Origin of the sequence: Amycolatopsis sp. lyj-108 (assembly GCF_046549005.1) — a bacterium.
In the GTDB taxonomy this organism is placed as follows: Bacteria; Actinomycetota; Actinomycetes; order Mycobacteriales; family Pseudonocardiaceae; genus Amycolatopsis.
The window spans coordinates 439580-462904 of sequence record NZ_JAJPWQ010000007.1 but is presented as its reverse complement, the minus strand read 5'-3'; the positions used below and the strand labels follow the sequence as shown (position 1 = coordinate 462904).

Sequence of the window (23325 nt, the reverse complement as noted above, 5' to 3'; positions counted from 1 at the left end):
TCTGTCGCCAAAGCGCCCCGACCGGTAGCGTGCGTATCCATGCGGGTGAGGTGGGGGGCTCCCGGCGGGCCCAGGGTGACAATGCCGTGGCGAGCGGCTCCGAGGGCGGCACTGACCAGTCCCCTGACTTTGATCATCGCCGCGGTGACCGCCTTACTGGCCTGTTTCCTCGGCACCGCCGCCATCCTGCAGGCCTCGGCCGCGGGCGGCGCCGCTGTGACGTACCAGTCCGGCATCGCGTGCCCGGACTACTACGGCCCCGTCTTCAGCAAGGACAACGTCCCCGCCGCGGTCGCGCCGCAGGTCGTCGACTCGGTCCGCCGTAACGCCCCGGCGCACGGTTTCGCGGCGCCGGTCACCTCCCGGTACACGCCGTACCTCACCGGCACCGAGTTCAACGGCGACCCGAACTACAAGGTCGTTCTCGCCCACCGGGATCAGGCTCTTCCCGGCAATCTCACCCTGACGGACGGGTCTGCGGGCGCCGGATTCTGGCTCGGCACAGTCGTGGCCGGGGCCGAAGGGATCAAAACCGGGACCACGCCGAGCATCCGCGGTACCCCGTTGCCCCCGGTGACCGGGTTGTACCGCGACCTCGCCGACCCGGCGCCGCGCTGGTGGTGCTCGCAGCAGCGGAACGCCGTCGTCAGCAGGCTCGCCAACGACCCGCTCGACTCGGTCATGTTCGCCACCGACGGGAAGACCTTCGACGACACGGTCCGCGCACTGGGCGTCCCGGTGATCAAGACACTGCACCTGTCGTTCTACGAGGCTCCTCCCAAGACCGTGAGCGAGGCCGAAGACCTGCAGGAACGTTCGAAGGCCCTCATCGCCGCGGTCAAGGCGGATCTGGGTGCCCGAGGCCTCGGTGACGCGATCGTCGGCTCGCTGCCGTTCGAGCGTTCGGTGGAGATCAGCAACCAGGCCGAATCGAATGTCCTGATCTCGATCCTGCCGCTCGCGGCCATCAGCATCCTGGTCGGCTGCGCGGGGATCGGTACCGTCGCGTTGCAGTGGTACCAGCGGCGGCACCCACAGCTGCGGTTGCTGTCCGCCCGGGGCAGCGGCCCGGGCGCGCTGGGCCTGCTCGCGGTCGCCGAACTCGGGCTCCCCATCGTCGCCGGTGGAGTGGCGGGCGGCGTGCTCGCCCGGCTGTTGCTCGGGGTGTACGGACCACCAGGTGAACTGGACGACGGGTCGATGGTGTGGGGGTCGCTCGTCGCGGCCGCGATCCTGCTCGTCTCGCTCGCGCTGCTCGCCGGGGTGATCGCGGTCCGCACCCATCGGGAGTTCGAACTCGGCCGCGTCCGCTCGGGAGGTCGCCGGCGGGTGAAGATCCTGGCGTTCTTCCCGTGGGAACTGCTCACCGCCGCGGTCGCCCTGCTCGGCTGGAACCGGCTGGTCGACTACAGCAAGGGGTCCCGGATCGGCAACCCGCTCCCCCAGGTCGACCCGCTGGCGCTCACGTACCCGGTGTTCGTCGTGCTCACCGTCGGGCTCATCGCCGCACGGCTGGCCTGGCTCGCGCTGCACGCGTCGCATCGCGCGCGGCTGTGGTCCCGGCCGGCGCTGCAACTGGCCATCCGGCGGCTCGCCAGCGCCCGCGCGCCGGTCACCGGTGTCCTCGTGATCGGCACGCTGGCCATCGGGACACTGGCGACCGGGATCGGCATCGCCCGCGGCCAGGAAGAGGCGCTGCAAACGAAGTCGGCCATTTTCGTCGGGGCCGAGACGAGGGTCGACACCGAAAGCGTCGTCGGCACCGGACAGGTCCGGCTGCCCGACTCGGTCGGCGACACCACCACGATCGTCGGCGAACTGACCGGCACCGGCAAGGTCGTGCTGGTCGTGGACCCGCGGACGTTCCGGCGCGCCGCCACGCTCGGCCCGCTCGACGGCGCCGAGGTCGACCGGTTGCTGAGCGGCCTGTCCAGCGCCGGCGCCGGTGTCCCGGCGATCAGGATCGGCAGCGACGCCGCCAGGAAGACCGCGCTGCCCGCCGGCCTCGGGGATGCCAGGGCGATCGGCGAACTGCCGATGTTCCCGATCATCGGCACCAAGGCCGGGTACGTGATCTCGCGGGATTCGCTCGGCGCCGCGCAGCTGCGCGGCGTGCCCAAGTGGAGCGTGCTGTCCAGCTCGTCGATGACCCAGGTGACCGAGGCGCTGAGCTCCGTGGGGGTGGCGACGGCGGTCAACCGCGTCACCCGTGAGTCCGCACTCGACGCGCTCCCGTTCTACGTCGTGTCCTGGACGTTCTCGTTCATGGCCCTGCTCGGTGCCGTGCTCGGGGTGGTGGCGGTGCTGTCGCTGCTGGTCGCGGTCGAAGTCCGCCGGCGCCAGAACGCGCTGGCCGGGGCGCTGGTGCTGCGGATGGGGATGCGGCCGCGTGCCCTGCTGGCGAGTCATCTGATGGAACTGGGCGCGCTCAGCGGGCTCGCCGTGGTCATCGGTGTCGTCTGCGGTGTCTCGGTCGCGGGGCTTTCGGTGCCGCGCTTCGATCCGGCGACCTTCCTCCCGCCGCAGTCGGCGCTGCCCGACCCGACCCCGCTCGCTTTGACCGTTCTCGCCGTCGGTGTGCTCGTCGTGGCGCTGGCGGGCTGGATCGCGATGCGCTCGGTGCGCACCGCCCGGACCGCGGAGTTGATCCGTGCCTGAGAAACCCATCTTCCGGCTGCGCGGGATCGGCGTCGACTACCAGACGCCGGCGGGCACCGTCACCGGCGTCGACGACGTCACCATCGACATCCCCGCACGCGGGATCACCGTGCTGGCTGGGCCGTCCGGCTCCGGCAAGTCCACCCTGCTGCGGACGCTCGGCCTGTTCGAGCAGCCCGTGCGGGGCACGATCTCCTTCCAGGGCACCGAAACCGGCAAGCTTCGGCATCGCGACCGGCGAGCGTTACGGCGGAACCACCTCGGTCTGGTGTTCCAGAACCCGACCGACAACCTGCTCGCGTACCTGAGCGTCGCCGACAATCTCCGCGCGGCGGCGGAATCGGCCGGGACCGAATGCCTGCCCGACGACATCCTCGATCAGCTGGGTCTCGGCGGGACCGGCAGCTGGCGGATCTCGGCACTGTCGGGAGGGCAGCAGCAGCGGCTCGCGTTCGGTTGCACCCTGGCTCGCCGCTCCACCGTCGTCCTCGCCGACGAGCCGACGTCCCAATTGGACGAAGGGTCCGCCGACCGGGTGCTCGACACCCTGAAGTACCTGGCGGGCCAGGATTTCGCCGTCATCGTCGCCTCACACGACGACCGGCTCATCGAACTCGGCAGCCGGGTCGCCCGGATGCACAAGGGCAGACTGGAAAAAGTCGAAGAACGGGAGGTCGTGCCGTGATGGCGGAACCCGCCCTCGAGGCCGTCGGGTTACGCCGCCGGTTCCCCCATCCCAGCGGCGACGTCGAAGTCCTGCGCGGACTCGAACTACGCGTGGCCGCGGGCGAACTGGTCACCGTCTCCGGCCGGTCCGGCTCCGGCAAGAGCGCGCTGCTGGCGCTGCTGTGCGGCTTCGACTCGCCCGATTCCGGCAGTGTCCTGCTGGACGGCATTCCGATAGCAGGCGCGCCGCCGTGGCACACGTGCGCCGTCCTGCCGCAGGCACTCGGCCTCGCGAACGAACTGACGATCGCGGAGAACGTGGCGCTGCCCTTGCGGCTCCGCTCCGACGTCCCCAAACCCAGCGCGAAGGACATCCACGCGCGGGTTTCGGGGCTGCTGGAGGAACTCGGGATCGGCGAGCTCGGCGACCGCTACCCGCTCGAGGTCTCGTTCGGGCAGCAGCAGCGGGTCGCGCTCGCCAGGGCGGTCAGCGGGCGGCCGCGGGTCCTGCTCACCGACGAGCCGACAGCGCATCTGGACGCCGGGAGCACGCCGCGCGTGCTCCGGCTGTTGCGGCTGTGCGCCGAGGAGGGCGCCGCGGTCATCGTGGCGACGCATGACGACGACGTGCACCGGATCGCGGACCGGCGGGTCCGCCTGCTGGACGGCGTCCTTTCCTGACCGGTTATCGAGCAGTGTCGGGTCTGGCTGTCGGTCCGTGAGGGCCTCCTTCACTACCTTCAGGGTAGGGAAGGAGGCCCTCACGGACCGGTGAGCGTTTTTGCAGTGACGTGCGTGTGAAGCCCCTAGGGAGCGACAGGACCCACCTTCCCGTACAGATCGTTCCCGGCCCAGTTCACGACGTCCTGCGAAGGCCGCGATGGCGGGACCGGCACGAAGTTCGCGGCGTCGTCGACGCTTCCGGTGCCGTCGTACTTGGCCTGCAGCGGGTACGGGAACACCGGCCGGGTGCGGAAGACCTTGCCGTCGGCGTCGCGGCCGGTGGCGATGGTCCGGTCCGGCGCGGTGCCGCGTTCGACCCAGGAGACCAGTTCCTTCAGCGGGTCGTATTCGGTCAGCTTGTCGCCGGTCGCGCAGTGGTACAGGCCGGGCACCATGAACAGCCGCGCCCAGCTCTGCGTCGCGGCGGGGCCGCCGTTGGCGCGGGTGAGCCGCTGGTAGTAGTCGATGCTGCCCGCGGCGGGGATCGCCTGGTCGGCCCAGCCGTGCCAGATCACGAGTTTCCCGCCCGCACGGCGGAATTCGCGCAAGTCCGTCGACATCGCGTTGGAGCGGATGCCTTCCGGGGTCAGCCGGTCGAATTCGCGTGCGGTGAAGGCGAACTTCTGGACCGACGAATGCGGTGTCCCGATCGGGTAGGCCATGTACTTCAGGTAGTTGTCGGCGAGCGCCTGCGCGAAGGGGACGCCGCCGGTTTCCGGTGACGGGATGATCCAGCCGTACCAGGAGAGTTCGGAGCCGACGGTCTGGCCGCCCGGGTACAGCTTGCGGCCGCGTTCGTCGGTCGGCGGCGCGTAGATCTTCTTGGTGGCCTGGACCTGTGCCGCGGTGAGGCAGCCGGCGTTGTCGGTGCCCGGCGGGCAGGCGATGGTGGCCGGGTCGAAGCGGCAGGTGCGCGGGTCGTCGATGGCGCCGTCGCCGAGGCCGTCGGACTTGTCGCATGTGGACAGTGCGGCGGCGTGCAGGGCCGGGAGTTTGTCTGCGGTCAGGATCGGTTTGCCGTCGGCGCCGGTGTTGACCTTCGCGAGCCAGGTCTGGTAGACGCCGAGCAGCGGGCCCCAGTAGCCGGCGGGCGCGCCGGCGATGATGCCGTCGAAGTCGTGCGGGTAGCGCTGGGCCAGCAGGAGCGCCTCGCGACCGCCGTCGGAGCAGCCGGTGAAGTAGGACTTCTTCGGCGGAGCGCCGTAGAACGCCGTGATCAGTCGCTTGGACGCTTTCGAGACCACGTGCGGCGCACGGAACGCGAAGTCGTCACGCGCGGCTTGGTCGTTCTCGGCCCACTTGCCGTCATCGACCACCAAAGGAGTCTTGCCGACGTGACCGTCGTCGGTGGCCGCGACCGCGACGTCGCCACCGTGCGGGAGGCCGCAGTCGGCGAACGGCGGCGTGTTGACCACGCCGCAGAACCCGCCGCAGCCGAACTGCAGGTACCGGCCCGCGTAGGTCTTGGTCGGCAGCCGGAGCTGGAACCGCACTGCCGGTTCGACGTAGCCGCGGACGTCGCAGTTCTCCGGTTCGGTCGCCGTCGCCGGCACCACGGTCGCGGTCTTGACGTGCGTGACCGCGCCGGGAAGGTCGTAGGTCCGCACGAGATCGGCGCAGGTGCGCACCGGGCGGAAGGTCGTTTCGCCGGCGGTGGCCGCCGGAGCCGTGAGTATCGAGCCTGCCGTGATGAGCGCTGCCACGCCGAGCATGGACAACCGCCGCATTTCCCCACCCCAGTTTCCGGATCGGCTTCAGTTGGCTCATTCACCCTGGCCCCGCTCCCGTCCGTTGTCCACCAGGTTTGCGGACATCCGGGTTGTCCACTTCGGGCCAGGTTTGTCCGGGTGTCTTGACATCGATGTCACAACCGAGTTCTTCTCTCTTGGCGTCACCGGTCCCCCTGCGAGAAAGCATTGGTGCAACGATGCCCCGAAGCGTCAGACCTTGGGTCTGCAGCCTTCTGAGTGCCACGGTCGTGGCGTCCGGGCTGGTAGCCCTCCCCGCCACCGCCGCGGCCGAAGAGGCCCCACCGGACTTCTACTCCTCGTTCGAGCCGGGTGAACCGGAGCCGACGTGGAGCGACACCGTCGACATCGACCCGTCGGGCAAGCCGAAGGCCTTCGGTGTCGACGGCGCGAACGCCACCACCATCCCCGGTGACATCCGCGGCAAGGTCACCGAGACCTCCGCCAACAGCGAGAACACGCCCAACGAGGGCGTATCGAACCTCGTCGACGGCTCGACCGACACCAAGTGGCTGGCCTGGACGCCGACCGGCTGGGCGCGGGTCACGCTGTCCGAGCCGACGTCGATCACGCGGTACGCGCTGTCCTCGGCGAACGACTTCGACAACCGCAACCCGCAGGACTGGACGCTGCAGGGTTCCGCCGACGGCCAGACCTGGACGGAGCTGGACAAGCAGACCGGGCAGAAGTTCAGCGAGCCGTTCCAGACGAAGGAGTACCGCCTCGCGGCCGCGAGTGCCGCGTACAAGTACTTCCGGCTCGACGTCACCAAGAACAACGGTGGCCCGATCATGCAGCTTTCGGAGCTGCTGCTGGCCAACGAGGACCCGGCCCCGCCGGCGCTGCCGAACATGCGCAGCTTCGCCGACAGCGGCCCGGGCAGCGGCTACACCAGCAAGAACCGGGTCGGGTTCACCGGCCTGCGGGCGTTCCGCTACTCCGGCAGCCACAAGGCGCAGGGGCACGGCTGGTCGTACAACAAGATCTTCGACGTCGACATCCCGGTGGCGGCGACCTCGGAGTTGTCGTACAAGGTGCAGCCGGAGTTCATCCGCGGCGACCTCAAGTACCCGAGCACGAACGTCGCGGTGGACCTGGCGTTCACCGACGGCACGTACCTGAGCCAGCTCGGCGCGGTCGACCAGTACGGTTTCGGGCTCTCCCCGCAGGGCCAGGGCGCGAGCAAGGTGCTCTACACCAACCAGTGGAATCTGGTGCGCTCGCAGATCGGTGTGGTCGCGAAGGGCAAGACGGTCGACCGGATCCTGGTCGGTTACGACAACGCCGACGGGCCGGGTTCGCTGCAGGGCTGGCTGGACGACATCAAGGTCTCGGCGACGCCGACGCCGCCGGCGAGCCTTCGCCCGTCGGACAACGTGCTGACCACGCGCGGCTCGCTGTCGAACGGGTCGTTCTCGCGGGGTAACAACATGCCCGCGACCGCGGTGCCGCACGGGTTCAACTTCTGGATCCCGACGACCGACGCGGGCACGTTGAGCTGGATGTACTCCTACCACTCGCGCAACAACGAGCAGAACCTTCCGGCGCTGCAGGCGTTCTCCGCGAGCCACGCGCCGAGTCCGTGGATGGCGGACCGGCAGACCTTCCAGTTCCTCCCCTCGACCGCGTCCGGGGTGCCGAATCCCGACCGTGAGGCGCGGAAGCTGCCGTTCAAGCACTCGAACGAGACCGCGCGGGCGCACTACTACGGCGTCGACTTCGAGAACGGGATCAAGACCGAGGTCGCGCCGACCGATCACGCGGCGCTGTACCGGTTCAAGTTCCCCGGCGCGGACTCGAACCTGATCTTCGACAACGTCAACAACAACGGCGGGCTCACCCTCGACCCGGCTGGCCGGGCGATCACCGGGTACAGCGACGTGAAGAGCGGGCTGTCGGCCGGTGCGACCCGGATGTTCGTCTACGCCACCTTCGACAAGCCGGTGACCGCCGGTTCGAAGCTGTCGACCGGTTCGGGCGACCAGAAGCGGGACAACGTCCTCGGCTACCTGAAGTTCGACGCGGGCGCCGACAAGACGGTGAACATGCGGATCGCGACGTCGCTGATCAGCGTCGATCAGGCGAAGAAGAACATGGAGCAGGAGCTCGCCCCGAACGCGACGCTCGAGTCGGTCGCCGACACCGCGCAGAAGGCGTGGGACGAGAAGCTCAAGGTCATCGAGGTCGAGGGCGCGTCGAAGGACCAGCTGATCACGCTCTACTCCAACCTCTACCGCCTGTTCCTGTACCCGAACTCGGGCTTCGAGAACGTCGGCACGGTCGAGAAGCCGGTGAAGAAGTACGCGAGCCCGGTGTCGCCGAAGACCGGCCAGGACACTCCGACGCAGACCGGGGCGAAACTGGTCGACGGCGAGTTCTTCGTCAACAACGGGTTCTGGGACACCTATCGCACGGTGTGGTCGGCGTACTCGCTGCTCAGCCCGGAGACCACCGGCAAGCTGGTGGACGGTTTCGTGCAGCAGTACCGCGACGGTGGCTGGATCTCGCGCTGGTCCTCCCCCGGTTACGCGGATCTGATGACCGGAACGAGTTCGGACGCTGCCTTCGCGGACGCCTATCTCAAGGGAATCAAGGGCTTCGACGTCCAGTCGGCCTACGACTCGGCGATCAAGAACGCCACGGTGACCCCGCCGAACGGCGCGGTCGGCCGCAAGGGCATCGACGAGGGCACGTTCCTCGGGTACGCGCCGAACACCGCGGACCACGGGTTCTCGTGGGCGATCGAGGGCTACGTCAACGACAACGCGATCGCGAACATGTCGAAGAAACTCCACGACGAGGCTCCGGCGAACGACCCGCGCAAGCAGGAGTACCTGGACAACTACGGGTATTTCACCGAGCGGGCCACGCAGTACGTGAACGTGTTCGACCCGAGTGTCGGCTTCTTCCAGGGCCGTGACGCGGCGGGCAAGTTCACCCGGAGCAAGGAGGAGTTCGACCCGGAGGTCTGGGGTATCGACTACACCGAGACCAACGCGTACGGCATGCGGTTCTCGGTCCCGCAGGACGGGCAGGGCCTGGCGAACCTCTACGGCGGCAAGGCGGGGCTGGCGTCCAAATTGGACGAGTTCTTCGCCAAACCCGAGCAGGGGCTCAAGTTCGGTACCTACCCCGGGGTCATCCACGAGATGACCGAGGCGCGGGATGTGCGGATGGGCATGTACGCGCATTCCAACCAGGCCGCGCACCACACGCTCTACATGTACGACTACGCGGGTCAGCCGTCGAAGACGCAGGCGAAGGTCCGCGAAGCGCTGTCCCGGCTGTATGTCGGCAGTGAGCTGGGCCAGGGCTACGGCGGTGACGAGGACAACGGTGAGCAGTCGGCGTGGTGGCTGTTCGGCATGCTGGGCTTCTACCCGCTGCAGGTCGGCAGTTCGGACTACGCGATCGGCTCGCCGCTGTTCACCAAGGCGACCGTGAACCTGCCGGGCGGTAAGAAGATCGTGGTCAACGCGCCGAAGAACAGCGCGAAGAACGTCTACGTGCAGGGTCTGAAGGTGAACGGCAAGGCGCAGACCTCGACGTCCCTGGCGCATGCGGCGATCGGAGGAGGCGGGACGCTCGACTTCGACATGGGCCCGAACCCGTCGTCGTGGGGTACCGGCCCGGACGACGCGCCGAAGTCGATCACCAAGGGCGACGCGGTGCCGACGCCGGTGCACGACCTGACCAAGCCGGTCTCCGGTGGGGACGCCGCGTTCTTCGACAACACGTCGCGGACCGAGGCGAAGGTCAAGGCGCCGATCCAGTATCAGGTGCCCTCGACGAACGAAGCGGGTTCGTTCTACACGCTGACCTCGGGCAAGGGCGCGGGCGACGCGAAGAGCTGGGTGCTGAAGGGTTCCTACGACGGGAAGACGTGGGCGGTCGCGGATCAGCGGACCGATCAGAAGTTCTCGTGGCGTCAGCAGACCAGGGCGTTCAAGATCGCGAACCCGGCGCACTACGCCCACTACCGGCTCGAGGTCATCGCGACCACGGGCGGGGAGGCGTCGCTGTCGGAGTTCGAGGTGCTGGGCAAACCCGACGCGGCGTGCACGCAGACGATCACGGGCGAGCGCAAGGGCCCGCTGACCGTGCGGGACGGGGTGACCTGTGTGGACGGTGCGACGGTGTCGGGTCCGGTGTCGGTGGCGGCGGGCGCGAGCCTGATCGTCCGCGGCGGGACGATCTCCGGTCCGCTGACCGCGAACGGTGCGGCGCAGATCGTGCTGGACCGGACGAAGGTGAACGGTCCGGTGTCGATCACCGGGGCGACCGGACCGGTCTCGATCGAACTGACCGAGATCGGCGGACCGGTGGCGTTGACGGGCAACAAGGGGCCGGTGCTGACTGCGAGCACGATCGGCGGACCTCTGGCGTGCGCGGCCAACTCCCCCGCTCCGACGGACTACGACCTGCAGAACACCGTCCGCGGCCCGGCCGCCGGACAGTGCGCGAAGCTGTAGTCCTCCGGTAAGTACGTGAAGGCCCCCTTCATTGCGCTAGACGCAGTGAAAGGGGCCTTCACGTACTCAGGACGTGCCGCAATTCGTCATCTACTTGCGGCCGCGGAGGATTCCGAAGCCGACGAGAGCCGCGGAAAGCAGGGTGAGCGCGAGCCCGGCGTAGGTGACCGCCTTCGGGAAGTCCGCCGATTGCTGAGCCGCCGTCAGCGCGCCGGGGAAGACCAGCGCCAGGATGGTGCCGCCGAGCGCGATGCCGATCCCGGTGGTGACCTCGCCGGCGGTGTCGACGAGCGCGGCCCCGACGGTGGTCCGGTCCGACGGCAGGCCACGCATGACGTTGGTGCCCGCCACGACACCGACAACGCGCATACCCGCCGCGACGAGGGCGAGAGCGACGGCGATCCAGCCGTAGCCGAGCCCGCCGAACGCGGTGTAGACGGCGAGTCCGCACACGACCGCGCAGGCGCTGAGCCACGCGGCCTTGGTGAGACCGACGCGGGTGATCAGCGGTGTGATGAGCGCGCCGCCGGCGATCAGGACGACGACCTGGGGAAGCATCCCGAGGGCGGCTTGGGCGGGAGTCCAGCCCAGGCCGAACTGGAGGTGCAGCGTCACGAGGTAGCCGAGCCCGGCGGTCGCCAGCGCGGCAGCGGCTTTGAGCGCCAGGCCGCTGGAGACGAGTGGCCGGGCGATGAGTTTCAGCTCCAGCAGTGGATGCCGTGCGGTCCTCCGGCGGAGGACGAAGCAGGTTCCAGTGATGAGCGCGGCCGCGGCGACGCCCCAGGGCAGAGCGGAGACGGTGCCGGCTTCGACGAAGAACGTGGGAGCGACAAGGGTGAGGATGATCGTCGCGGTCCCCAGCGCGGCACCGGCAACATCGATCGGATCGCGGTGCAGGCCGGCGGGGTCGTCGACCGGGATACCCGCCCGGATACCGAGGAACGCGAGCGCTGCGACCGGCACGTTCACCAGCAGCAATGCCTGCCACGGTGCGAAGCCGAGCACGAGCCCACCGGCGGTGGGGCCGATGGCGAGGCCGACCAGGCCCACGGTCGAGATCAGGGTGGTCGCGCGTACGCGCAACACGTCGTCGTCGAACAGGCGGAACGCGAGGGCGAGCGACCCCGGTGTCGTCATCGCGGCCGCGACACCCATGACGGCCCGGACGGCGATGAGCTGCCACGCGACGGTGACGAACATCGTGGCCAGGCTCGCCACGCCGAGCAGCACGAGCCCGGCGAGCATGACCTTGCGCCGTCCGATCCGGTCGGCCAGCGCACCAAAGGCCAGCATCAGCCCGCCGAACACGACGGAATACACGCCGGTCACCCATTGCAGGGTGGTGGTCGAGGCGGAGAGTTCGCGGCCGATGGTCGGCAACGCGACGTTGAGGATCGAGTTGTCGAGCATCTCGAACAGGAACACGGCCGAGAGCCCGGCCAGCGCGGGCCACGCTTCGACCAAGGACCGGCTTTGAACGTGGGTACGCAAAGAAAAACTCCTTCACTGGGAAGGAGTGACGGTTCATTCGATACCGCTTATGCGCGTGCCGATCGGACAGCACGTTTCTACCCCGATACCGCGATCTTACCATCGCTGCTCTGTTCGAGTGGAAGTGTTTTCCGCTACTGCGGGTAAGGAGCGCCGGACGCTAGCGTCGGCTGGGGAGAGCATTCGCGCTTACAGGGGAGATTTTTCTTATGGTGCAAAGAAAATCGTCGCGGCCTTTGCTGAGAACCCGGCTCGTTGCCGCGCTCACCGTCGCCGGGTTGATCGCCACCACGGGTACCGCGCTCGCCGACACCAGCGCCGACCGCAAGGTCGTACAGGAGGCGCTGGACCAGATCACCGTGAACGGGGTGCTCGGCGTGCAAGCCAGGGTGACCGACGGCGCGCAGCGGTTCACCGCTCGCTCGGGAAAGGCAGAGCTGGGTTCGCATCGCCCAGTGCCGGAGAACGGCCGGTTCCGCGTCGGCAGCATCACCAAGACGTTCGTGTCGACAGTGCTGTTGCAGATCGCGGGCGAAGGCAAGCTCGACCTGGATGCGCCGGTCGTCCGTTACCTGCCCGGTTTGATCGACGGCCGCATCACGGTCCGCCAGGTCCTGCAGCACACCAGCGGCCTCTACAACTACACCAGCGCGTTACCGCTCGACCCGGACGAATTCGAGCAGATCCGCTACAAACACTGGGCTCCCGAGCAGCTGCTCAAGCTTGCCACCGACAAGCCACTCGACTTCGACCCCGGCACCCGGTGGAGCTACTCCAACACCAACTACGTGGTCGCGGGTCTGCTGGTGGAGAAGCTGACCGGCAAGCCGTACGGGAAGGCGGTCGAACAGCGGATCCTGAAGCCGTTGCACCTCGACAGCACCGAGGTTCCCGGTGACAACGTCGAGATCAGGGGCCCGCACGCCCACGGTTACGTGACCGTGGCGGGCAAACCGAACGACGTCACCCGCATCAACCCGTCGGTCGCGTGGGCCGCCGGCGAGATCATCTCCACGACCCGTGATCTGGACACGTTCGTCGTGGCGCTCGCGAGCGGCAAGCTGCTCAAGCCCGCGCAACAGCGGGAGATCAGCAAGACCACCACGGTCAGCCCCGATTACGGCCTTGGCCTTCAGGTGCAAACCCTGCCGTGCGGCAGCAAGGTGTGGGGCCACGGCGGCGGCATCCCCGGCTACTCCTCGCAGCTGCTGACCACGCCGGACACCAAGAAGCGGCTGGAGCTCTCGGCCACGAGCGCGCCGACCGGGGGCGACCCCAACCCTGCGCTCTTCAAGCTGCTCAACGAAGTCTTCTGCTGAGGTCTTCCGGAGGCACGGTGCCGTGAGGGCCTCCTTCCCTACCCTGAGGGTAAGGAACTCGGCCTTCACACCTTCCCCAGTACGTGAAGTCACTGGTTAGCGGCGCTCTTGGTGGTCCGGACTTGGTCGCTGATCACTTGAATGTGGGGGGTAGTGCCCGCGGTGGTCGAGCGCGGAGGATTCAGGACGTTGAGTGTCCCTGATCTTCCGTTGATCAAGCTCCGCCACCCGTGAGTGCGGCCCTGTGACGGTGAAGTGACGAATATTCGTCTGACCTGCAAGATCTCGACCTTCCAATACGTGAGGGCCTCCTTCCCTACCCTGAGGGTAAGGAAGGAGGCCTTCACGTACTGCGAACCGTCAGGCGGGAGCGCCCCGCACGGCCAGTTTCTGCACGTCCATGTACAGGCAGCCTGCCGTCGTGGGCTGCGGCGAGCAGACCCTGCCCGGGTAGAACGACAGCTGGTTGGACGAAACGGTCAGCCGCACGAACAGCACCCCGGTCGCGCTGCCCGGCGCGAGCTGGAGCGCGGTGAGCTTGTTCAGGTCGGCGGGTTCGAAGTCGCCGGTGCCCGCCTTCACCCACGTCGTGCCGTCCACCGAGGTCTCGACGGTGACGTCCTTGGCCGCGGCGGGCGGGTCGTCGCCGCAGACATTGGTCGGGTCGATCTCGATGGCGCTGACGTTGACCGGTTTGCCGAGTTTGATCGTGACGAACCGCGTCTCGACCGTGCCGTCGGCGCGGACGACCTTGTCGGTCGACCAGCCACCACCGCCGAGCACCGACGACTTCACCAGGTCACCGGGACCGCAGCCGTACGGCGTGAAGTCCTCGCCGTTGAACGCGGTGACACCGGCGCCCGCGTCGGTGGAGGCCCAGTTGAACCGCAGTGACCAGTCGACCTTGGTGGTCCCCGAGCGCACCGAGACCGCGCGGGTCTCGCTGTCGGCGCCGCCTCCGGAGGCGTAGACCTTCGGATAGGTACCGGGGAGCACGCCGGGGATGGTGTAGCCGCCGCCGGCGTCGGTGACCGCGGAGAGCGAGCCACCGAATCCGGAGTCGTGACCGCTGAACCGGACGGCGACGCCGCCGATGGGGGCACCGCTTTCGCGTTCGGTGACCTTGCCGGTCACGGTCCCGGTCGGGGTGCCGGCGGGCGGCGGGGTGGAGAAGTCCTCGGCCGGTGCGGTGTCGGCGCCGGTGATCGACGCGGCGAAGTAGCCCATGCCGCGTGCGGCGAAGGTCTTCCACAGTTCGGCGTGCGCGCGGCCGCCGTTGATCACCGTGTCGGCCTGCAGGATCGCGTTCCGCATGTCGAGGAAGGACGGCGACGCGGGTGAAAGCTCCATCGCACGGGTGACCAGCGCCCGCGTCAGCTGCACACCGAGCGCCGAGCGGAGGTCCCACAGGGTGCTCGCCCAGATCTCGCCGTCGGCGTGGACCTGCGGGAACCCGATGATCCGGCCGAGGTCGCCGTAGGTGTAACCACCAGGCCCCGCCCCCGGCGTGCCGGGACACTGCGGCGCACCGGCGCCGACCGGGCAGTCCAGCGGCTGGGTGCGGGCGAGGGGGACGCCGTTGCTCACGTAGTCGCCGCCGAGGAGTTCACCGGGCGCCGAGGTGTCCTTGATCGCGTTGCGTCCGACGAGGTAGTCGAAGGCGTACCAGTCGCTCCAAGCCTCACCCATCGCCCCGGACTGGAAGGAGTTCAGCGTGGAGTTGCCCTGCGCGTCGACGACGAGCCGGTTGGGCAGGCCGTGGCCGTACTCGTGATGGATGATCGTGGCGTCGTCGGCGGAGTTCGCCGCGAGGAACGGGTCGGTGGGGTCCCGGGGGTCGTGGAACAGGAACATCCCCATCGTCGGCGGCTGCCCGTCCGGCGGGGTGCCCATGAACGCGTTGTCGTAGTAGCCCGGTTCCTGCGCGCCGAGCAGGGTGTGGACCTGGACGGCGTCGCCGTCGACCTTCTCGAAGTTGCCGGCCTCGCGGGTGAAGCCGATCGGGAAGGAGGCTAGGTGGTCGTGGAAGCTCCCGACGTAGGCCAGTGCCTGCACGGCGTTCTGTTCGCGGTTCTTCGCCCACGAGCCCGGAGTCTTCGGGTCCCAGGAGCACGGCCTCGCCGTCGAGCACGGCGGGCCGACGACGCCGGTGAAGTCGGTGAACTTGTAGCGGTAGGTGCCGTCGGTGTTCGGCCCGATCTCCTCCTGCGGCTGGAACTTCAGGTCGCCGTTGACGTCGGCGGCGACGTGCGCGACGTTGCCGTCCAGCGTCTTGGCGTCGGCGGGCAGCCAGCCCTTCTGGGTCAGGTTGACCTGCTTCTGCGGGCCCGGCTGGGCTTCCCAGGCGAGGCCTTTGGCGCCGGCAGCGTCGGTGGCGTCGTTGGCGTGGTTCACCAGGTTCTTGCGGTAGAGCAGCTTGCCGGTGCCGGCGTCGGTCACCTCCTGGAACATCTTGTCCACGGCGGGTTCGGCCAGCGTGTACCAGGCGGGCCGGATCCCGTCGCCGGTCAGGAAAGCGACCTGTTCGGAGTCCGGGGCGGGGGCGGTCAGCGTGGCCGCGCCCAGCGACGCGGGAAGGTCGCGCACGGGCGCCCCGTCCAGCTGGATCAGCCTGCCGTCCTTGGCCACGTGTGCTTTCAAGCCGTTGCCGAACACCGGAATCCCGCCGACGGACTGGGTGAAGGACAGGTGGTGGGTGCCTTCGACGTCGACGTAGTCCTTGCGCAGGTTCAGCTTCGCGGTGTCTCCCGCGCTGAGGCCGACGAGGCCTTCTTTCTCCCGCAGGTAGTTCAGCACGATGTCGCGGGGTGATTTCCCGCTCGGTCCGGTGAGGAACCCGTCGGTGCGGGCGAGGACGCGGGGTGTGCCGGTCAGCTCGTCGTAGTCGAGCACGGCCTGGTTGCCCAGTTCCGCGCGTGCCTTCGCGACGGAATTCGCCCGTGACGCCGAGAGCCGGTCGTGCGCGCCGAGGACGCGCGGGCTGGTTCTCGCCGTGTCGCGGACATCGATGTCCTTCCCGGATCTGTCCGGTGTGGTGTGCACGGCGCCCGGTGCCGGTGCCGCTCCGGCTTGGGGCGCTGTGACCAGCGCTAATACTGTGATTGCGGTCGCGGCGCACAACGAGGTACGCGAACGCGACGAACGTGACGTCACTCCAGACCCCTCTCTTGGTGGTGACGCAGACGTTCTCTTCGTACCGATACAGTCACAGTGGACGTCAGCGCCGATCAGGTACGGAATTCCCGGTGAGCGGGACCCTCGCGTCTGAGCGTCCACAGTGGATCGAACGGGATTCGTAGGGGAAGATGGACAGCGCCACGGAATTCGAGCGGCTGCGCCCTGTCATGTTCGGTCTCGCGTATCGCCTGCTCGGTTCGGCGACGGAGGCGGAAGACGCCGTTCAGGACGCCTATCCGAAGTGGGCGGGCGCCGAACACGGGTCGATCGCGTCGCCGCGGGCGTGGCTGGCGAAAGTGGTCACCAACCTCTGCCTGAACCGGCTGACCTCGGCCAGGGCACAGCGAGAACGGTATGTCGGGCCGTGGCTGCCCGAACCGGTCCTGACCTCGGATGAGGTGCTCGGTCCGCTGGAGACGGCGGAGCAGCGGGATTCGGTGTCGCTGGCGATGCTGGTGTTGCTGGAACGGCTCAGCCCGGTCGAGCGGGCGGTGTTCGTGTTGAAAGAGGCCTTCGCGTACAGCCATCGTGAGATCGCCGAGATCCTCGACGTGTCCGAGGTCAACTCACGCCAGCTGCACAGCCGCGCGCGACGGGCGCTGAACCGGCCGGACGAGCGACGGGTTTCGAACCCGCGACATCTCGAAAGGCTCGTCGAGAGCTTCCTGTCGGCGGCGAAGGACGGCGATCTGCCCGCTTTGGAGAGTCTGCTGACCGCCGATGTCACGGCGTGGTCGGACGGCGGTGGCAAGGCCACCGCGGCCCGGCGTCCGGTGCACGGCGCGGCCAAGGTCGCGCGGCTGTACGCCGGGATGTTCGCCGGTGCCGGACAGGTGTCGATCAGGATCGGCGAGGTCAACGGCGGTCCCGCGGTGATCGCGACGGCAGGCGGCGCCCTGTACGGCATCCTCGGGTTCGAGATCGTGGACGGCCGGATCTCCGGGCTCCGCGCGGTCGCGAATCCGGACAAACTGACGTTCCTGTCGCGGCAGTTGTCACGTTCCGGATGGCCCGCCGGTTCTTGAGGGTGGAAGCTCTCTGAACGGAGGATCAAGGTGGCGAACCCGATTCTGGTGACCGGCGGTACCGGCGACCTCGGCCGTGAGGTGGTGCGGCGGCTGGTCGCCGGAGACCGGCCGGTCCGGATCATGAGCCGGCGGCCGCGTCCCGCGGAGGAACCGAACGAGTGGGCGCGGTGCGACCTGAAGACCGGTGACGGTCTCGCCGAGGCTGTCGACGGTGTCTCGGCGATCATCCATTGCGCGTCGACGCTGGGTCGCGGGGACGAGCAGGTGACCAGGAATCTGGTCGAGGCGGCGCGGCGCGCGGGCGGCCCGCATCTGGTGTACATCTCGATCGTCGGCATCGACGTGATCCGGTTCTTCTATTACAACGAGAAGCTGGCCTCGGAGAAGGTGATCGAGGAGTCCGGTCTGCCGTGGACGGTGCTGCGCGCGACGCAGTTCCACGAGCTCGTCGCGCGGGCGTCGTCGGCGCAGCGGCGGCTGCCGGTGACGTTCATGCCGTCGGGGTTCCGGTTCCAGCCGGTCAGCACCGGCGACGTCGCGGACCGGCTGGTCGAGCTGGTGTCCAGAGCGCCGTCGGGGCGGGTACCGGATATGGGCGGCCCCGAGGTGCGGAGCGCTCGCGACCTGGCGGAGGCGTACCAGCGGTCAGTGGGGCACCGGAAGCCGATCGTGCCGCTGTGGCTGCCGGGCACGGCGGCGCGGGCGTTCCGGGCGGGCGGCAACCTGACCCCGGAGAACGCGACCGGCACGGGCACCTTCGAGGAGTTCCTCTCCTCACGCGTTTAGCCCACCGGACGCGGCACACCGAGCCGGGCTCACGCGTGCGAGTTACGGTGGCCTGGTGACGATCACCGGGTTCTTCTCCTCCTTCGAAACGGGTGATCCGCAACCGGTGGATCCGGCCTTGCGCGTCGGCACCGGGCCACGGTCGTCACCGACCGCGAAGACCGGCGTCGGGTTCACCGGCGCGCACGCCCTCCGCTACGAGAACACGCTGCGCGTCACCCTGTTCGAAGTGGACATCGAGGTCACCGGCGACACCGAACTGTCCTATGTGGTCTTCCCCGAGGCCGGGACCGACTACCGCGGCACCTTCGTGGCCCTCGACGTCGAGTTCGCCGACGGGGCGTCCGCCGGGTTCAGCGCCGCCGGACAGGGCTTGGACAAGACGCTGTACGTGGACCAGTGGAACCTCGTGCGCCGCGGGCTGGGCGAGTTCACCGGACGACGGATCGCCCGGATCGTCCTGGTCAGCGAACCACCGGACGGCGAGGGCGCGGGCTGGGTGGACGACGTCCGGATCACCGAACGCGTCATCGAGATCCGCGAGCCGGTCGACCACGTCCGCACCACCCGCGGCACGCATTCCAGCGACAAGTTCTCGCGGGGCAACAACTTCCCCGCGACCGCCGTCCCGCACGGCTTCAACTTCTGGACCCCGGTCACCGACGCGGGCGTCACCAACTGGATCTACAGCTACCACCGGCACAACGACGCCGAGAACCGTCCCGCGCTGCAGGCGTTCGCGCTGTCGCATCAGCCGAGTCCGTGGATGGGCGACCGGCACACCTTCCAGGTGATGCCGGGGATCGGCCCGGTCGAGTCCGACCGGGCCCGCCGCGCGCTCGCGTTCTCCCACGACGACGAGATCGACCGGCCGCATCACTACGGGGTCCGGTTCGCCAACGGCATCACCACCGACATCGCCCCGGCGGATCACGCGGCACTGTTCCGGTTCACCTTCCCGGGTGACCGCGGCTGGCTGCTGTTCGACAACGCCCGCAACCGGGGAGGGCTGCGACTCGACCCGGCGAACGGTGTCCTCACCGGCCACACCTGGGTGCGCAGCAGGTTGTCGGCCGGCGCGCGGCGGATGTTCGTCCACGCCGAGTTCGACGTCCACGCCGAAAACGGCGGGAGGATCCGGCGCCCGATGTGGCGCACGGTGACCGGGTTCCTGGAGTTCGCGGCCGGCGAGGTGACGATGCGGATCGCGACGTCGCTGATCAGCCTCGCGCAGGCCAAGCGGAACCTCGACCAGGAGATCCCCGCCGGGAAGACCTTCGAGCAGGTCCGCGATCAGGCTCGCGCGCAGTGGGCCGAGGTGCTGGGCCGGGTCGAGATCGAGGGAGCGACCGAGGACCAGCGCACGACGTTCTACTCCAATCTCTACCGCCTGTTCCTGTATCCGAACTCCGCGCACGAGGACACCCCGAAGGGCGTCCGCCACGCGAGCCCGGTCGTCCGCCGCCTCTGGCCCAGCACGCGCACCCGGACCGGCGCGAAGGTCGTGGACGGCGAGATGTACGTCAACAACGGCTTCTGGGACACCTACCGCACCACCTGGCCCGCGTACGCGCTGCTCACCCCCGGCCGGTGCGGGCGGATGATCGACGGGTTCGTCCAGCAGTATCGCGAAGGCGGCTGGATCTCACGCTGGTCCTCCCCCGGCTACGCCAACCTCATGACCGGCACCAGCTCCGACGTGGCGTTCGCCGACGCGTACCTCAAGGGGGTACGCGGATTCGACGTCGAGGCCGCCTACGAAGCGGCGCTGAAGAACGCGACGGTGACGCCGCGCGGGCAGAGCGTCGGCCGCAAGGGCCTGCACGAGTCGATCTTCCTCGGGTTCACGCCGACGTCGGTCCACGAGGGACTGTCGTGGGCGCTGGAGGGCTGTATCAACGACTTCGGCCTGGCCAATTTCGCCGAGGCACTCGGACATGACGACGATGCCGCGTACTTCCGGCAGCGCTCGCAGCAGTACGCGAACCACTTCGACCACCTGATCGGGTTCTTCCAGGGCCGCAACCGGGACGGCAGCCGCCACTTCGCCGCCGAGGGCTACGACCCCGAAGCGTGGGGCGGCGACTTCACCGAGACGAACTCCTGGAACACCGCCTTCTCCGTGCCCCACGACGGCGCCGGCCTCGCGGCGCTGCACGGCGGGACGGAAGCGCTGGAGTCCAAACTGGACACGTTCTTCGCGACGCCGGAGACCGGCCGCAAACCGGGTTCCTACGGTGGGCTGATCCACGAGATGACCGAGGCACGCGACGTCCGGATGGGACAGTACGGGCATTCCAACCAGCCGTCGCACCACATTCCCTGGATCTACAACCACGCGGGCGCGCCCTCGAAGACGCAGCGGATCGTGCGGGAGGTCCTGCGGCGGCTCTACGTCGGGAGCGACCTCGGCCAGGGCTACCCCGGCGACGAGGACAACGGCGAAATGTCCGCTTGGTACGTCTTCGCCGCACTCGGGTTCTACCCGCTGGCTATGGGCAGCCCCGAGTACGCGATCGGCGCGCCGCTGTTCACGAAGGCGACCGTCCACCTCGAGAACGGGAAGGACCTGGTCGTCGAGGCGCCCGGCAACACCGACGACACCGTGTACGTCCAAGGGCTGACGATCGACGGGCGGCCGCACGAGAGCACCACGCTCCCGCATTCCGCGCTGGCCGAGGGCGCGAAACTGGAGTTCACGATGGGCGAGCGGCCGTCGGACTGGGGCCACTCCCCCGTCGAGCCCGCCGACCCGCGACCACTCACGGACATCACGGCGGTCGACGGACCGCTGTTCGACGACACCTCCAAGACCGAGATCACCTTCCCCGGGCGCGAACCTGTCATCGAGTTCCCCGTTGAGGACGCTTCTCGCGACGTCGTCATGTACACGCTGACCTCGGGAAGCCGCCGGGGCGATCCGCGTTCGTGGGTGCTGGAGGGATCCGACGACGGCGAGCACTGGACGCTGCTGGACCAGCGTGAGGGCGAGACGTTCCGATGGCGCCGCCAGACGCGGCCGTTCGCCCTCGCCGCGCCGGCGCGGCACGCCCGATACCGTCTTCGCGTCACCTCGTCCACCGCCCGGCGGGTCACCCTCGCCCAAGGAGAGCTGCTCGCCCGATGATCACCCGCATCACCCAGGCCACGACCGACCGTCTGGTCGCCTCCGATCCCGGCCTGGTCCGGCTCCGGCTCGGCTTCTCGGCCGTGCTCAGCATCGTCGTCGCGGTGCTGGCCATCCTGCCGTTCCACCAGCCGCTCACGGTCACCCTCGTCGCCGCGATCGCCGCGATGACCTCCGCCTTCACCGTCAACGACGAGACCCCCGGGAAGCAGGCGGTGACGCTGGTACTGGGGCTGCTCCTCGGCGCGGCGTCACTCACCGCGGCCAGTGTGGGATCGGCGGTGCCGCCGCTGGACAGCATCGTGTTCGTGCTGCTGATCTTCGCCGCGGTCTACGCCCAGCGATTCGGCTCGCGCGGGATCGCGCTGGGCTCGCTGTCGTTCTTCCTGTTCTTCTTCGCGATGTTCCTCCAGACGCATTTGAAGCAGGTCCCGGCGCTGCTGCTGGCACTGACCATCGGGATCGCGGCCAACGCGGTGGTCCGGTTCATCCTGCTGCGCAGGGACACCGACGCGGAGTTCCTCCGGATCCGGCGGGCGTTCCGGGCCAGGCTCGCCGCGGTGGTGAGGGCGGCCGAGGACCACCTCGCGGTGGGCGGCAGCGAGCGCACCCGCAAACGGCTCCGCAGGACGAACGCCCGGATGCACGAATCCGTGCTGCTCATCGAGGACACCGCGCCGGAGGTGACCGGCGCGGAATCGGCGAACCGGCTCCGCCGCCGGGCGATCGAGGTCGAACTGGCAGTGCAGTGGCTGACGATCACCGTGCAGCGCACCTGTGCCGAAGATCTCGACGAGGACGTCCGCGACGATCTGATCGCGCGGATGCGGCGGTTCCGGTCGCTGATCGAACGCGATCCCCGCGAGCTGCCGCTGATCAGCGAGACCGAAGAATTCAGCAAGATGCTGGTGGAAGGCAGCCGGATCGACGAGCACGCCGCCCCCGGTGACGGCGTCCGCCGCGCGCTCGCCGAACTCGCGCTGGCCGATGTGCGGGCACAGCGGGTCGCCGAGCACGACGTCTCCGACACGGCCGACGACCCCGAAGATCCCGACGAGGGGAAGTCGGCGGCGTTCGCCTACGACAACCAGACGCGCAGCGCCATCCAGGCCGTGGTGGGCGGCGGGCTCGCCGTGCTCGGCGGTGAGCTGGTGTCGAGCCAGCGGTGGTACTGGGCGGTGCTGACGGTGTTCGTGGTGTTCATCGGCTCGTCGACGGCGGGGGCGACGTTCGTCAAGGGCGTCCGGCGGCTCGGCGGCACGCTGATCGGGATCGTCGGCGGGCTGGTGCTGACGCTGCTCGTGTCGGGCAGCGTCCCGGCGACGCTGGCGCTGATCCTGGTGTGCGTGTTCGGCATGGTCTACATGGCGCGCGTGTCGCAGGTGATCATGGCGTTCTTCATCACCAGCATGCTCGGGCTGCTGTACAGCCTGCTGGGCACGTTCAGCATCGAGGTGCTGTGGATCCGGGTCGCGGAAACCGCAGTGGGCGCGGCGGCCGGGGTGCTGGCGGCGGTGGTGATCGTGCCGGTGCGCACGCGGGCGGTGATGCTGGACGACGTCTCGGCGTTGCTGGAAGAGCTGGACGAGTTCGTCGAGAAAGCCGCGGGCCTGCTCTCCGGTGCCGAGAACGTGAGCGTCATCGAGAAGTCGCGCGATCTGGACCGGGCGGTGGACAAGGTCCGCACGACGATCGAGCCGCTCACCCACCCGGTGAATCTCAGCAGCCGCCGCGACTACGGCTGGCATGTGCTCACGACGGTGGAGACCATCGCCTTCCGCGCCCGCCACGTCGCGGCGCGCTCGCAAGCAGGGCTGCTGCTCAACGAGGCGGATCGGCTGCTGCTGTACACCGGGCGAATCCGGGAGAACACCTCGGTGCTGAGGAAGGCCATGGGCGATCCGGGCGGACTCGCCCGCGGGACGCTGATCCGCGACGACGGCACGCCGGTGGCCGACCGGATCGACGATCCGCAGGCGCGTTCGGTACTCAACAGTCTCGGGCATCTCGACGAGACGGTGATCGCGCTGGGCCGTGTGTTCGGGGTCGAGGCCACGGATCCGGCGCCGTCCGGGAAGTCGTGAGGGGTGCTCGGTCCGTGGGGATGTCGTGAAGGGCACCTTTGAGACG

At 68.8% G+C, this 23325-nt stretch carries 12 protein-coding genes; 9 read left to right on the top strand and 3 right to left on the bottom strand.

Annotated elements, in window-relative coordinates:
- Positions 1 to 81 precede the first annotated feature (81 nt).
- Genes ACLJO0_RS26600 through ACLJO0_RS26590 form a run of 3 tightly spaced genes read left to right on the top strand, consistent with a single transcriptional unit; the run spans position 82 to position 4005 of the window.
- The gene (locus tag ACLJO0_RS26600) at positions 82 to 2658 is read left to right on the top strand and encodes an FtsX-like permease family protein (RefSeq protein ID WP_410581167.1); all 2577 of its coding nucleotides are present in this window, start codon (positions 82 to 84) and stop codon (positions 2656 to 2658) included.
- Complete coding sequence (locus ACLJO0_RS26595; protein WP_125787667.1) at positions 2651 to 3343, top strand: ABC transporter ATP-binding protein; 693 nt, start codon at positions 2651 to 2653, stop codon at positions 3341 to 3343. The genes ACLJO0_RS26600 and ACLJO0_RS26595 overlap by 8 nt, the downstream gene beginning before the upstream one ends.
- A complete protein-coding gene (locus ACLJO0_RS26590) occupies positions 3343 to 4005 on the top strand; it encodes an ABC transporter ATP-binding protein (protein ID WP_125795689.1) in 663 nt (220 codons plus the stop codon). The genes ACLJO0_RS26595 and ACLJO0_RS26590 overlap by 1 nt, the downstream gene beginning before the upstream one ends.
- 125 nt (positions 4006 to 4130) lie before the next feature.
- Here the strand turns inward: ACLJO0_RS26590 and ACLJO0_RS26585 are convergent, their stop codons facing one another.
- A complete protein-coding gene (locus tag ACLJO0_RS26585) occupies positions 4131 to 5774 on the bottom strand; it encodes a tannase/feruloyl esterase family alpha/beta hydrolase (protein WP_410581166.1) in 1644 nt (547 codons plus the stop codon).
- Between the two features lie 200 nt (positions 5775 to 5974).
- Between ACLJO0_RS26585 and ACLJO0_RS26580 the strand changes: the two genes are divergently transcribed.
- Positions 5975 to 10267: a GH92 family glycosyl hydrolase gene (locus tag ACLJO0_RS26580; RefSeq protein WP_410581165.1), complete on the top strand. Its 4293-nt coding sequence runs from the start codon at positions 5975 to 5977 to the stop codon at positions 10265 to 10267.
- 90 nt (positions 10268 to 10357) lie between these two features.
- On the opposite strand, the gene ACLJO0_RS26575 is transcribed toward ACLJO0_RS26580, so the two are convergent.
- Complete coding sequence (locus ACLJO0_RS26575; protein WP_410581163.1) at positions 10358 to 11758, bottom strand: MFS transporter; 1401 nt, start codon at positions 11756 to 11758, stop codon at positions 10358 to 10360.
- 236 nt (positions 11759 to 11994) lie between these two features.
- Between ACLJO0_RS26575 and ACLJO0_RS26570 the strand changes: the two genes are divergently transcribed.
- Positions 11995 to 13077 carry a serine hydrolase domain-containing protein gene (locus ACLJO0_RS26570; RefSeq protein ID WP_410581162.1) on the top strand — a complete coding sequence of 361 codons (1083 nt, stop codon included), beginning with the start codon at positions 11995 to 11997 and terminating at the stop codon, positions 13075 to 13077.
- Positions 13078 to 13437: 360 nt separating this feature from the next.
- On the opposite strand, the gene ACLJO0_RS26565 is transcribed toward ACLJO0_RS26570, so the two are convergent.
- Positions 13438 to 16119 carry a M36 family metallopeptidase gene (locus ACLJO0_RS26565; RefSeq protein WP_410581160.1) on the bottom strand — a complete coding sequence of 894 codons (2682 nt, stop codon included), beginning with the start codon at positions 16117 to 16119 and terminating at the stop codon, positions 13438 to 13440.
- Between the two features lie 263 nt (positions 16120 to 16382).
- Here ACLJO0_RS26565 and ACLJO0_RS26560 point away from each other — a divergent pair, with 263 nt between their 5' ends.
- From ACLJO0_RS26560 to ACLJO0_RS26545, 4 genes are read left to right on the top strand one after another with little or no spacing between them, the layout of a single operon-like run.
- The gene (locus ACLJO0_RS26560) at positions 16383 to 17279 is read left to right on the top strand and encodes an RNA polymerase sigma-70 factor (protein ID WP_410581158.1); all 897 of its coding nucleotides are present in this window, start codon (positions 16383 to 16385) and stop codon (positions 17277 to 17279) included.
- A gap of 30 nt (positions 17280 to 17309) precedes the next feature.
- A complete protein-coding gene (locus ACLJO0_RS26555) occupies positions 17310 to 18068 on the top strand; it encodes an SDR family oxidoreductase (RefSeq protein ID WP_410581156.1) in 759 nt (252 codons plus the stop codon).
- 55 nt (positions 18069 to 18123) lie between these two features.
- On the top strand, positions 18124 to 21195 hold the full coding sequence (locus tag ACLJO0_RS26550) for a GH92 family glycosyl hydrolase (RefSeq protein ID WP_410581155.1): 3072 nt from the start codon (positions 18124 to 18126) through the stop codon (positions 21193 to 21195).
- Positions 21192 to 23279 (top strand): FUSC family protein, encoded by a 2088-nt coding sequence (locus tag ACLJO0_RS26545; RefSeq protein WP_410581153.1) that lies wholly within the window; start codon positions 21192 to 21194, stop codon positions 23277 to 23279. The genes ACLJO0_RS26550 and ACLJO0_RS26545 overlap by 4 nt, the downstream gene beginning before the upstream one ends.
- Positions 23280 to 23325 lie beyond the last annotated feature (46 nt).

What these genes read in the sequence shown, in the direction of transcription:
- ACLJO0_RS26600 (WP_410581167.1), top strand. Translation starts at nt 82, where the DNA reads ATGCCGTGGCGAGCGGCTCCGAGGGCGGCACTGACCAGTCCCCTGACT.
- ACLJO0_RS26590 (WP_125795689.1), top strand. Translation starts at nt 3,343, where the DNA reads ATGGCGGAACCCGCCCTCGAGGCCGTCGGGTTACGCCGCCGGTTCCCC.
- ACLJO0_RS26585 (WP_410581166.1), bottom strand. Translation starts at nt 5,774, where the DNA reads ATGCGGCGGTTGTCCATGCTCGGCGTGGCAGCGCTCATCACGGCAGGC.
- ACLJO0_RS26580 (WP_410581165.1), top strand. Translation starts at nt 5,975, where the DNA reads ATGCCCCGAAGCGTCAGACCTTGGGTCTGCAGCCTTCTGAGTGCCACG.
- ACLJO0_RS26560 (WP_410581158.1), top strand. Translation starts at nt 16,383, where the DNA reads ATGGACAGCGCCACGGAATTCGAGCGGCTGCGCCCTGTCATGTTCGGT.
- ACLJO0_RS26545 (WP_410581153.1), top strand. Translation starts at nt 21,192, where the DNA reads ATGATCACCCGCATCACCCAGGCCACGACCGACCGTCTGGTCGCCTCC.